At 70.1% G+C, this 12,216-nt stretch carries 11 protein-coding genes; 1 reads left to right on the forward strand and 10 read right to left on the reverse strand.

Translation table 11 applies throughout. The features are described 5' to 3' along the window. Nucleotides 1-4: 4 nt before the first annotated feature. The gene (locus AC6CH0_RS07615) at nucleotides 5-1,516 is read right to left on the reverse strand and encodes a helix-turn-helix domain-containing protein (RefSeq protein WP_498099345.1); all 1,512 of its coding nucleotides are present in this window, start codon (nucleotides 1,514-1,516) and stop codon (nucleotides 5-7) included. Between the two features lie 232 nt (nucleotides 1,517-1,748). On the opposite strand from AC6CH0_RS07615, the gene AC6CH0_RS07620 reads away from it, so the two are divergent. Further along, nucleotides 1,749-2,231 (forward strand): hypothetical protein, encoded by a 483-nt coding sequence (locus AC6CH0_RS07620; RefSeq protein ID WP_498099347.1) that lies wholly within the window; start codon nucleotides 1,749-1,751, stop codon nucleotides 2,229-2,231. Nucleotides 2,232-2,349: 118 nt separating this feature from the next. Here the strand turns inward: AC6CH0_RS07620 and AC6CH0_RS07625 are convergent, their stop codons facing one another. From AC6CH0_RS07625 to AC6CH0_RS07665, 9 genes are all read right to left on the reverse strand, one after another. Continuing rightward, nucleotides 2,350-4,005 (reverse strand): amidohydrolase, encoded by a 1,656-nt coding sequence (locus AC6CH0_RS07625; RefSeq protein ID WP_498099349.1) that lies wholly within the window; start codon nucleotides 4,003-4,005, stop codon nucleotides 2,350-2,352. Between the two features lie 152 nt (nucleotides 4,006-4,157). Then, entirely contained in the window at nucleotides 4,158-5,000 is an 843-nt protein-coding gene (locus AC6CH0_RS07630) for an ABC transporter permease (protein ID WP_498099351.1), read from the reverse strand. Beyond that, on the reverse strand, nucleotides 4,997-5,926 hold the full coding sequence (locus AC6CH0_RS07635) for an ABC transporter permease subunit (protein WP_498099353.1): 930 nt from the start codon (nucleotides 5,924-5,926) through the stop codon (nucleotides 4,997-4,999). The genes AC6CH0_RS07630 and AC6CH0_RS07635 overlap by 4 nt, the downstream gene beginning before the upstream one ends. Continuing rightward, entirely contained in the window at nucleotides 5,919-7,103 is a 1,185-nt protein-coding gene (locus AC6CH0_RS07640; protein WP_498099355.1) for an extracellular solute-binding protein, read from the reverse strand. Before AC6CH0_RS07640 ends, AC6CH0_RS07635 begins: the two co-directional genes overlap by 8 nt. Before the next feature lie 51 nt (nucleotides 7,104-7,154). Beyond that, entirely contained in the window at nucleotides 7,155-8,336 is a 1,182-nt protein-coding gene (locus AC6CH0_RS07645) for an ABC transporter ATP-binding protein (RefSeq protein WP_498099357.1), read from the reverse strand. Nucleotides 8,337-8,544: 208 nt separating this feature from the next. After that, a complete protein-coding gene (locus AC6CH0_RS07650) occupies nucleotides 8,545-9,732 on the reverse strand; it encodes an ABC transporter permease (RefSeq protein WP_498099359.1) in 1,188 nt (395 codons plus the stop codon). Continuing rightward, complete coding sequence (locus AC6CH0_RS07655) at nucleotides 9,729-10,433, reverse strand: ABC transporter ATP-binding protein (RefSeq protein WP_498099361.1); 705 nt, start codon at nucleotides 10,431-10,433, stop codon at nucleotides 9,729-9,731. The genes AC6CH0_RS07650 and AC6CH0_RS07655 overlap by 4 nt, the downstream gene beginning before the upstream one ends. After that, the gene (locus AC6CH0_RS07660; protein WP_498099363.1) at nucleotides 10,430-11,539 is read right to left on the reverse strand and encodes a peptidoglycan-binding protein; all 1,110 of its coding nucleotides are present in this window, start codon (nucleotides 11,537-11,539) and stop codon (nucleotides 10,430-10,432) included. Before AC6CH0_RS07660 ends, AC6CH0_RS07655 begins: the two co-directional genes overlap by 4 nt. Continuing rightward, nucleotides 11,536-12,093, reverse strand: coding sequence for a hypothetical protein (locus tag AC6CH0_RS07665; RefSeq protein ID WP_498099365.1), 558 nt, complete (start codon nucleotides 12,091-12,093; stop codon nucleotides 11,536-11,538). The genes AC6CH0_RS07660 and AC6CH0_RS07665 overlap by 4 nt, the downstream gene beginning before the upstream one ends. Between the last annotated feature and the right edge of the window lie 123 nt (nucleotides 12,094-12,216).

Raw genomic sequence — 12,216 nt, forward strand, 5'->3', positions numbered from 1 at the left:
GCGCTCACGCCTGCGGCGCGTGCGCCTCGAGGAACTGGTAGACCTCGGTCTGGTCGACGCCGGGGAACGTGCCGGTCGGCAGCGCCGCGAGCAGCGAGGTCGGGGTGCGGGCGGCCGGCCATGAGGCATCCGCCCACCGGTCGGCGAGCCCGGTCGGCGCCTGGCAGCAGGCAGGGTCGGGGCATCGTGAAACCGCACGATGCGGTGTCTCGCGTCCGCGGAACCACTTGACGTGCTCGAACGGCACGCCGACCGACACCGAGTACTCGCCCTCTTTCGCCTTCTCGATGCGCGAGGTGCACCAGAAGGTGCCCGACGGGGTGTCGGTGTACTGGTACCAGGGGCTGAACCGGTCTTCGACGTCGAACACCGTACGGGCCGTCCAGTTGCGGCACATCGTCGTGCCCTCGATCGCGCCGAGCGCGTCGCTCGGGAACCGCACCCGATCGTTCTCGTACGCCTTGATGATCGTGCCCGACTCGTGCACCTTCGTGAAGTGCACCGGGATGCCGAGCCGCGCCGTCGCGAGGTTCGTGAATCGATGCGCGGCGGTCTCGTAGGAGACCGCGAAGTGGTCGCGCAGCTCCTCCATCGAGATGCGCCGCAGGTTCTTCGCTTCGGTGAGGTAGCGCACCGCGGCCTGCTCGGGGAGCAGGATCGCGGCGGTGAGGTAGTTCGTCTCGATGCGCTGCCGCAGGAAGTCGGCGTAGCCGCCGGGTTCCTCGTGATCGAGCAGATGGCTCGCGAGCGCCTGCAGGATGGGGGAGCGCGAGTCGCGCGACGGCGACTGCTGGGTCGGCAGGTAGATGCGCCCGTTGCGCTTGTCGGTGACCGACCGCGTCGAGTGCGGCAGGTCGCCGACGTAGTGCAGCGAGTACCCGAGCTGGCTTGCCATGTCGGCCACGAGCTGATGCGAGACCGGCCCGCCGGTGTGACCGACCGCCTCGAGCAGCTCGGCGGCCTTCGTCTCGAGCTCGGGGTAGAAGTTGTCGCGGGCGCGCATCTCGGCGCGAAGCTGGCCGTTGGCGCGTCGCGCCTCTTCGGGGGTCGCAGCGCGTTCGCGATGCAGCCGGTCGATCTCGTTGTGCAGGCTCAGGATGGTCTGCAGGGTCTGGTCGTTCATGCCCTTCGCCACGCGGAAGGCCGGAAGCCCGAGCGCCGCGAACACCGGCCCGCGCTGGGCGCGCTCGACGGCGATCTCGAGGGCGGCGCGTTCGCTCGGCGCATCCGCTCGCAGCAGTTCATCGACGGTGGTACCGAGTGCGAGGGCGATCGTGCGGAGCATCGAGAGCCGGGGCTCGCGCTTGCCGTTCTCGATCGCGCTCACCTGCGACGGTGCGCGATCGATCGCGGCGGCGAGTGCACCGAGGGTCATCCCGCGAGCGGTGCGGCGATCACGGATGCGTCGGCCGAGCGTGAGCGCATCGACCTCGTCGGAACCCGGGGCACCCGGGCCGTCGGGCACGTCGATCGCGGCGGCGGGTGCCGCCGAGCCCGTGCGATCCGCGATGACCATGCATCGATCGTCACACGGGAGGGCGGAAGCCGCAAACAGAACAATCGCGGTTCTTCTGCACGGAGTGACCGCTGCTGGGCGTCGATGCCGTTGACGCCGGGGTGAGTACCTCGAAGAACCACCGTTCTGTCGCAAGCACCGATGGGGAGTGCTCCCCGTTCTCGAAGCGTCGCGTCAACTGGTTGGATGGACGGGGCCGCTTCGGCCCGCATCCAAGGGGGAAACACACATCATGACTGCAACACGCCCGATCGCTGCCGCATCGCTCGCCCTGCTCGCCCTGCTGCTCACCGGCTGCGCCGCGGGCAACGCCAGCACCGGATCGTCGGAGAGCCCGAAGGCCGAGGCGACCGCAGAGGCCGAAGTCACCGCCGACCAGACCACCGTCGAGGCCTGCGACATCATGAAGGGCAGCCTCGACGAGCTCGTGACCCTCACGAGCGGCGAGAACGCCGGCGCCCTCGCGAACGACCCGGCCGCCGCGGTCGCCGCGCTGAAGACTGCTGAGGCGAGCATGCGCGAGGCCTCCGCGGAGATCACGAACGCCGAGATCGCCGCCCCCGCCGCCGCTGCCTCCTCCGCGATGACCGAGTACGTCGCGTTCCTCGACACGGTCGTGGCCGACCCGGCCAACGCCGACATGACGATGCTGGGCGAGCAGGTCACGTCGCTGCAGACCGGCATCACCGGGCTCAGCGAGGTCTGCTCCAGCTGATCGTCTGCTCCAGCTGATCGCCGGCGACGGCCGAACTCCGGCGGCACGCTGCCGCCTTCACCCGAACGGGGTGGAAGCCCGAGCTTCCACTCCGTTCGGCGTTCGCGGCCCAGGGCGCTCAGGCGTCGGATGCCGCGTAGACGCGTTCACCCTCGACGAACGTCTGCAGCACACGGGTCGCCCCGATCTCGGTGGCGGGTCCCGCGAACGGGTCCCGGTCGAGCACGACGAGGTCGGCGAGCTTTCCGGGCTCGATCGCGCCCGTCTCGTCGAGGTGGTTCACGAACGCCGATCCGGCGGTGTACGCCGTGAGCGATGAGGCGAGGTCGATCGCCTGCTCGGGCAGGAACGCCTCGAACTCGCCCTCCTCGTAGCCGGGCGCGGCGATGCGGTTGACCGCCACGTGAATCGCCGCGAGCGGGTTCGGAGTCGACACCGACCAGTCGCTGCCCGCGGCGAGCACGGCGCCCGAGCGCAGCAGGTCGCCGAACGGGTACTGCCAGACGTCGCGCGGCGAGCCGAGGAAGGGCAGGGTGAGCTCGACCATCTGCGGTTCGAGCGCCGCCCAGAGCGACTGCATGTTCGCGACGACCCCGAGCTCGCGGAACCGCGGGATGTCGTCGGGGTGCACGACCTGCAGGTGCGCGATGTGGTGCCGGTGGTCGTTTCGGCCGTTCGCCGCGATCGTACGTTCGACCGCGTCGAGACACTCGCGCACGGCCCGATCGCCGATCGCGTGGAAGTGCAGCTGGAAGCCGAGCGCGTCGAGCTGCGGTGCCGCCTCGTTCAAGATCTCGGGCGGCACGAACGAGATGCCCGAGTTCTCGGTGAAGTGCCCGTGCCCGTCGCAGTACGGCTCGAGCATCGACGCGGTGAAGTTCTCGGCCACCCCGTCTTGCATGATCTTGATGCTCGTGGCGGCGAACCGCCCGGCCCGATACCGCGAGCGCTTCTCGACGAGCTCGGGAATCTGCTCGAGTCCGCGAGTGCGATCCCACCAGAGCGCCCCGACGACACGACCGGTGAGTGCACCGGATGCCGCTGCCGCGAGGTACGCCGGGCCCGGATCGCCCGCGTCGCCGTAGCTGCCCACGATCGCGTCCTGCCAGGCGGTGATGCCATACGAGTGCAGGTAGCGCTGCCCGAGCAGCAGCGCTTCGGTGAGCTGCTCGAGCGTCGTCTCCGGGAAGAGCCGGTTGACGAGGGACATCGCGCCCTCGTGCAGGGTGCCGGTCGGCTCGCCCGATGCATCGCGTTCGATGCGTCCGTCGGCCGGGTCGGGGGTGCCCCGGTCGATGCCGGCCAGTCGCAGCGCCGCCGAGTTCACCCAGGCACCGTGCCCGTCGCGGTTCGGCAGGAACGCCGGGCGGTCGGGAACGACGCGGTCGAGGGATGCCGCCGTCGGCGTGCCGCCCGGGAAGGCCGACATCGACCAACCGCCGCCGAGCACCCACGGCTCGTCGGGATGTGCGCGCGAGTACTCGGCGATGCGGTCGAGGTACTCGGGCTCCGTCACGAACTCCGACAGGTCGCAGCGCATGAGGTCGAGTCCGCCCCACACGGGGTGCACGTGCGCGTCCTGGAAGCCGGGCGCGAGCAGGCGCCCGGCGAGATCGTCGACCTCGGTCCTCGGCCCGATGAGGTCGCGCACCTCGTGATCGGCGCCGACGGCGACGATCCGACCGTCGCGCACGGCCACCGCCGACGCTCGTGAGCGCACGGTGTTCGCGGTGAAGACGGGCCCGCCGGTGAAGACGAGGTCGGCGTGGGTCATGGGTGCGTCCTTACGTGTCGTGTCGTGTCGTTTCGTGTCGGTCGAGGAGCGACGAAGGAGCGTATCGAGACCCCGGGTGCGAGATCTCGATACGGCCTTGCGGCCTACTCGATCGGCGGTGTGCGGCCTGGCGGCCCACTCGATCGGCGGGGCTAGCCGCCGGTCATCGTGCGGGCGATCTGGGTGGCCGAATCGCCGGCCCGGCGCAGCACGAGCGCGACGAGGCCGAGCGCGACGAGCGTGAGCACGAGCATGATCGTCGACACCGCCGCGATCTCGGGGCGCAGACCGCTGCGCAGCGCGCTCAGCACGTACACCGGCCACGGCGTCGTGCCCGAGACCTGCACGAACGCGGCGATGACCGTGTTGTCGAGGCTGAGGGTGAACGAGAGCAGGAACCCGGCGAGCACTGCGGGCATCGCGAGCGGCAGCGTGACCCGGCGGAACGTCGTGAACGGCTTCGCGTACAGGTCCGCGGATGCCTCTTCGAGCTGCGCATCGAGCCCGATGAGCCGAGCCCGCACGATGTAGGAGACCACCGCGATCGAGAACAGCGAGTGCCCGACGACGAGCCGCACGATGCCGTCGTTGAAGATGCTCAGGCCGGCGTCTTGACCGAGGAGGACGAGCCACGGCAGCAGGGCCACGGCGTCGACGATCTCGGGAGTCACCGAGACGAGCAGCAGCAGGCCGATGAACCAGAGCGCCCACTTGCCGGGATGTCGCGCCATCGCGATGCCCGCGAGCGTGCCGAGGAGCGTCGCGAGCAGGGCGGCGATCGCGCCCGTCTGGATCGACACCCACACGGCGTCGCGGATTACCGGCCGCTCGACGATCGCGAGGAACGCGTCGAAGCCGAATCCGTCCCACGCCACGAGCAGCCGCCCGGTGTTGAACGACGAGAGGATGATCACGACGATCGGTGCGAAGAGGAAGAGGAAGACCACGACGCTCCACACGGTCAGCGCGACATCCGACCACGACCGCTGCTTCATGCCGCCACCTCCTGCGCCTGCGGGGTGGCGGATGTCGCAGGCTCTCCGATCACGAGCCGGTGCTGCATGCGGAACGGCAGCGTGACGAGCCACGCGAGCAGCGCGCCGACCGCGACCGTGAGCATGATCACGAGGATGAGGAGCACCGCCATCGCCGAGCCGAGCGCCCAGTTCTGCGCGGTCTGGAACTGGCTCGCCACGAGCTGGCCGACCATGTTGCCCTTCGCGCCGCCGAGCACCGTCGCGGTGATGTAGTCGCCCATGAGCGGGATGAAGACGAGCAGCACCCCGGCGATGATGCCGGGTCGTGCGAGCGGCAGGGTGATGCGCGCGAAGGTGCGCGCCTTGCCGGCGCCGAGGTCTTTCGACGCTTCTCTGAGCGGATCGCCCACCCGGTCGAATGCGACGAAGAGCGGAAGGATCATGAGCGGCAGGTAGTTGTAGACGACGCCGAGCAGCACCGCGCCGCGGGTGTAGAGCAGGTCGAGCGGGCCGCCGATGATGCCGACCGACTGCAGCGCCGTCGAGAGCCAGCCCTCGGGCGCGAGGATCACCTGCCAGCCGATCGTGCGCACGAGGAAGTTGGTCCAGAACGGCACCATCACGAGCGCGAGCAGCAGCCCCCGGCGCGACGGCGGCGCCTTGACGGCCATCCAATAGGCGACGGGCAGCCCGACCACGAGGCAGATCGCGGTGCCCCCGATACCGATCCAGAGGGTGTTGACGAAGGTCTGGAAGAACGTCGGCGAGAGCGCTTCGAGGTAGCGATCGAAGGAGAGCACGTCATTGGCGTGCGTGCCGAAGATACCGGGCTTGTAGCCGAAGCTGAACCAGACGACCATCGCGACCGGCGCCACGAAGAACACCAGGAGCCACACCCACGCGGGGATCGCGAGCGCGAAGCGCGGCATCCGGAAGCTACGCACCCGCGGCCGCCTTGGTCTTGTTCCAGATGTCGACGCGACGCTGCTGCGCCTCATTCACCTCGCCCTCGCGCATCGTCTCGATCTGCTCGGGCGTGAAGAACACGAGGTCGAGCATGGGCAGCCCGGCGTCGATCGCGGCCTGCTCGATGCCGGTCGCACCCGTGTGATAGCCGATGTAGTCGAGCTCGGCGAGGGAGTTCTCGGGCTCGAGCACGTAGTTGATGAACGCGTGCGCCGCCTCGGGGTTCGGCGCTCCGGCCGCGATCGCCCAGTTGTCCATCCAGATCTCGGTCTCGGGGCCGGGGAACACCCATTGCCAGCGGTCGGGGTCGGGGCTCTCGAGGATGCCGAGGCGCGAGTCGCCGTTCCACGACTGCATGAGCACGTGGGTGCCCTGCGGGATGGCCGATCCTCCGGGGTACGAGTCGAACGCCGCGATGTTCGGTGCCAGCGTGTTCACGAGGAAGTCCTCGGCGGCGTCGAGTTCGGCCTCGTCGGTCGTGTTCCAGTCGATGCCGTTCGCCCAGAAGTACGCACCCGTGAGGTCGCCCGGGTCGTCGAGCACCGACATCCGGCCGCTCGCCTCGTTCTGAGCCGCGTCGAGGAAGTCGGCCCACGTCGTGAGCTCACGGGTGATCACCGTCTTGTCGTAGACGTAGCCCGTCGTGCCCCACGCCTTGCAGATCGAGTACGCGTTGTCGGGATCCCATGCGCGGCCGAGGAAGGCGGGGTCCATGTACTCGAGGTTCGGGATGAGGTCGAGGTTGAGTTCGCTCAGCAGGCCGTTCTCGATCATCTGGGGGATGAACACGCCGGTCGGCACCACGATGTCGTAGCCCGAGGTGCCCTTCGCCGCGACGAGCTTCGAGATGAGCTCCTCGTTGGAGCCGAAGGAGTCAAGAGTGATCTTCGGGCCGAGCTCGTCGGTGAACGCCGCGAGCACGTCGGGGGCGTCGTAGTCGCCCCACGTGTAGATCGACAGCTCGCCCTCGAGCTCTCCGCCGGTCGCCTGGGGTGCTGTGCCGGTTGCTCCTCCCGGGGTGCACGCGGCGAGCATGCCTGTCGCACCGGCCGCCGCGGCGAAGCTCAGGAAGCGGCGACGGGAGAGCTCGGAACTGATGATCTTCGCGGCGCTCGTGCTCGCGAGGATGCGGACGTGGGGACGGTTCTCGCTCATTTCGGTCTCCATTGGGTCGGTGCCGGGATTGCGGGTCGGTCGGTGCTCGGATCAGTCGGTCGGCGGGGCGACGTAGCCCGCCGCGCTCGCCGCGTCGTCGGCGGGGAAGAGCAGCACGCTCTCGGCGCTCCAGGAGCACACGACGGCATCGCCGAGGCCGAGCGCCGGCGCCTCGGGGGTGGGGCGGCGCACGATCAGGCTTTCGTCGCCGGCGCGCACGAGGTACTGCATCGTCTCGCCGAGGTGCGAGACGCCGATGACGGTGCCCCGCGCGGCGTTCACGGCAGCGGATGTCGCGGCCGCGACATCCTTTTCGATGCGCACGAACTCGGGGCGGACCGCCGCCTGGCCCGTGCCGCCCGTCGCGAGTTCGGCGTGGGAGCCGCGAACGAGTGCGTGCGGTGTATCGATGCCGGCCCCGTCGGCGGCGACGGCACCGCGGAAGAAGTTCTGCTGGCCGACGAACGCGGCGACGTAGGCTGACGCAGGGCGGGCGTAGACCGTGTCGGCGTCGGCGAGCTGCTCGATGCGCCCATCGCGCATGATCGCGATGCGGTCGCTCATCGACAGCGCTTCACCCTGATCGTGCGTGACGAAGACGAAGGTGATGCCGAGTCGAGACTGCAGGAGCTTCAGTTCGAGCTGCATCTCTTCGCGCAACTGCCGGTCGAGGGCGCCGAGGGGCTCGTCGAGGAGCAGCACCGCCGGCCGGTTCACGAGCGCGCGGGCGAGCGCGATACGTTGCTGCTGCCCGCCCGAGAGCTGCGTCGACGTGCGATCGGCGAAGCGACGCATCTGCACGAGGTCGAGCGCCTCGATGACGCGCTCGCGAACCTCCGACTTGGGCGTGCGCCGCTGCTGCAGGCCGTAGGCGACGTTCTCGGCGACTGACATGTGGGGGAAGAGCGCATACGCCTGGAACACGGTGTTCACGTCGCGCCGGTACGGCGGCGCCCCCAGCACGGATCGTCCGGAGATCCGGATGTCACCGGCATCCGGTTGCTCGAAGCCCGCGATCATGCGCAGCGTCGTGGTCTTGCCGCACCCCGACGGCCCGAGCAGCGAGATGAACTCGCCCGCCTCGATCGCGAGGGAGAGGCCGTCGACCGCGGTGGCCTGACCGTACCGCTTCGTCACCCCGTCGAGCACGACGCTGCCCGTCGCCTCGTCGGGCCGGCCCCCCGGATCGTGCGGGGAGGCCGCCCTGGCCTCGGTCACCGGTGTCGCTGTCACGTGATGGCACCTCCCGTTCGCTCGGACGCCTCATCGCGTTCGTCGCCATTCAATCTGCACGACACTCGGGCCGCAATGGCGGAGCCGACGAACGGGACAAACCATCGGGCGGGTGTCAACCGCCCGACAGTTCGTCCGGCTCGGTGTCATGCGGTCGAAACCGCCCTGGTCGACCGGGGTGCGATGCGCGTCTCGACCCGCGCCACGTTCAGCCGTTCAGCGCGGCGGTTGGCGAGGTGCGGGCCGCCCGCGCGGCCGGGAGTGCGCCCGCGACCGCGCCGACGACGACCGTCGCTCCGACGCCCGCCGCGAGCACGACGGCGGGCACCGAGACGAGCCAGCCGTTCGACGCGGCGACCACCGCAGTGATCGCCCAGCCGATTCCCGTGCCCGCGATGCCGCCGCACAGGGCGAGCAGCATCGCCTCCACGAGGAACTGCGACCGGATGTGTCCGCGGGTAGCGCCGAGCGAGCGCCGCAGGCCGATCTCCTGGCGTCGCTCGAGCACCGAGATCACCATGGTGTTGGCCACGCCGATGCCCCCGACGAGGAGCGCGATCGAACCGACGCCGACGAGCAGGCCGGTGAAGGCCTGGTCGATGGTGTTCTTCGCGGCGAGCGCGTCCGATGGCCGGCTCACCTTCACCTCGCTCGGCGACTCGGGATCGATCGTCGCCGGCAGGAGCTCCCGCACCTGGGCGACGAGCTCGTCATCGCCGCGCTCGTAGATCGTCGTCGGCGCACCCTCGAATCCGAAGAGCTCGCGCGCGATCGGCCCGCCGATGAGCGCGACGGAGTCGAGCTCGGGTGCGAGCGGCGAGCGGTCGAGGATGCCGACGACGGTGAACTGCTCGCCGCCGAGGAGGACCCGGCTGCCGACGCTGACGATGCCGAGACGTTCAGCGGCCTTCGCTCCGAGCACGACGGCCGGGTAGCGCTCGGTCGCTTCGTTCAGCCAGTCGCCCGCCGCGAGCGGCGTGCTCGTGGCGCCGAGCAGCTCGAGGTCGGCAGCTGCGACGGTGAGCCCCTGGGTCGCGCCGGCGTCGATGTGCTCGTTCCGGTAGACGTGCACCTGCTTCAGCGTCGAAGTCCAACTCGCCTGATCGACGCCCGTGATGCGCCGCACCCGCTCCACCGCATCGACGGGCAACTCCGTATCCTCTCCGAAGAAGTCGGTGCCGGCCGTGGCGGTGAGCAGGTTCGTGCCGAGTGCGGCGAGCTTCTGCTTCACGAGTGCCTCGCTCGAGGTCGAGATGCCGACGACGGCGATCATCGCCGCGATGCCGATCGCGATGCCGAGTGCCGAGAGTGCCGCACGCATCGGCCGGGCGCGGAGCCCGTGGAACCCGAGCCCCACCAGGTCGCGCGCCAGCAGCCGCGAACGGAGGCCGTTCACGAGGCCGCCCCCAGGAGCCGGTCCGCGCGTCGGTCGCCGACCAGCTCGCCGTCCCGGATGCCGAGCTGCCGCGGCATCCGCTCGGCGACCTGCGGGTCGTGCGTGATCACGACGACCGTCGTACCCGTCGCGTTCAACTCGGCGAGGATCGACACCACGGCCGCCCCCGAGCGCGTGTCGAGCGCTCCGGTGGGCTCGTCGGCGAGGATGAGCGCCGGTTCGCCGACCACGGCGCGGGCGATCGCGACGCGCTGGCGCTCGCCGCCCGACAATTCCTGCGGGCGATGGTGCGCCCGCGCCGAGAGGCCGACCCGCTCGAGGGCGACGGCGGCGCGCGCGCGCCGCTCGGCTGACGGCGTGCCCGTGTAGAGCAGCCCCGTCGCGACGTTGTCCACGGCGCTCACTCCGTCGGCCAGGTGGTACTGCTGGAAGACGAAACCGATGGTGAACGCGCGGAGCGCCGACAACTCGGAGTCGCTCATCGCACCGGTGTCGTGCCCATCGATGTGGATGTCGCCGGCACTCGGTCGGTCGAGGGTGCCGATCAGGTTCAGCAGCGTCGACTTGCCCGAGCCGCTCGGACCGACGATCGCGAGCATCTCGCCGCGATCGATGTCGAAGTCGACATCCGAGAGGGCGACGGTCGGCGGTGAGCCGTACGAGCGCGAGACGCCGCGAAGCGAGACGAGTGGCGCGCTCACTTCGCGACCACGACTTCGTCGCCGGCCTCGAGATCGCCGCCGGTCACCTCGACCATGCCGTCGGCGAACGCACCCAGCTCGACCGGGACGATCTTCGACTCGCCGCCCACGACGACCTCGACCGCTGAGCCGCCACCCGAGGTCGCGAGGAGCGCGAGCACCGGCACCAGCAGGGCGTCCTCGCGCTTCACTGCGGTGAGCTCGCCGGTCACGCCGACATCGTCGAGCCCGTCGGCGGATGCCGCATCGTCGAGTGTGATCGTGACGGGCAGTTTCAGCTTCTTCCCGCCCTGGCCGTCGTCCTGCTCGACCGGTGCGCCGACCGCCGAGACCGTGCCTTCGGCGGGACCGCCGCCCGGGATGTTCAGCTGCACCTTCGCCCCCGCCACCGCGATCTCCTTGAGGTTCGGCGCGAGGTACGCGGTCACCCGCTTCTCGGTGCCGGAGACCGAGACGACGGCGCCGCCGCCAGGGTCGCCGATGCTCGCCTTCTGCGCAGCGATCCGTTGGGGTCCGGCGGCGAACACGATGCGACCCGGCTCGATCGTGCCGGTCTCCTCGAGGCCCAGCGCCTCCTGCCACTCCTCGATCGCTTCGGCGGTCGAGGCGGCGAACTCGGTGTCGGGTTCGCGGTCGAAGTACCCGAGCGCTGCGAGGTTCTGTTCGAGCTGCAGCACGTCGGGGCCGTCGTCCATTCCGGAGGAGAACGGCCGCCACATCGGCAGTGCGCCGAAGAAGAGCGCGACCGGCTGGTCGTCGATGCGGAACAGTTCTCCGCCGCGATCGATCACCGATCCGGCGTCGGGAAGCGCCGTCACCGTGCCGCCGAGGGTCGTGCCGAGGTCGCGCACGCCGTCGTAGCCGAGTCGGCCCGTCAGCCGCACCCGCTCGGTGAGCGGACCGCGCACGACCTCCTCGGTGGGAGCGTCGACGGCGGAGTCGCCGCCCTCGCCGTCAGCGGCCGAAGCCGGCGGGCGATTCAGCACGAGCACGGTCGCCACGACGCCGATCGCTGCGACGCACGCGCCCGCGACGAGCCACGGGGCACGCCGTCTCGGCCGCGACGTGCTGGCTGCGGCATCCGAGGCCGGTCGCTCGTCGATCATTCGTCGTCTCCCGGCATCTCGGGGAAGCCGGCCTCTTCGTTGCAGGCCTCCATGACCGCCGGGTCGATGTCGGCGGCGGGCATCGCCTGCATCGCGACCACGCCTCCATCGCCCGAGATCTCGGGGTCGGGGAAGTCGTACCCGGCGTCGCGCATGCACGCGGCGAAGGCGAGCATCGCCTCGTTCATCTCCTCGCTGTCCGGCATTCCCGGCTGCACCGGGGGCTCGCCGACCTTCTCGATGCACGTCTCGTGCGCTGCCTCCATCGCCTCGAGGTCCATCTCGCCGAGGTCGAGCGTGGTCGCGGAATCCTCGCTGGTCTCGGCCGAGCTGGAGGTACCCGAGCTCATCGAGACGTCGACGCCCTCCTCCTTCATGCACTCGCCGAACTCGAGCGACCAGTCGTCGTACTCCGCCTGGGAGTCGCCGGAGGCGAGGTCGGGGCCGTCCGACGAGGTCGGAGCGCACGCGGAGAGCGCGATGAGCAGGCCGATGCCGGTCAGGGCGAGCATCGCCCTGACTCGTCGGGGTCGTTGCCGGGTGAGGGCGGTCATGGGGGATTCCTTTCGTCGTGCCCCGGGAGACGGGGTCGGATCCCAGCACACTCACAGCGCGGTCGTAGGGGAGTAAAAGCCAGTACTGACGAATTCCTTATGCCCGTCGCGCTTCGCTTGACT

The sequence above is a fragment of the Agromyces sp. GQ35 genome, from assembly GCF_059758475.1.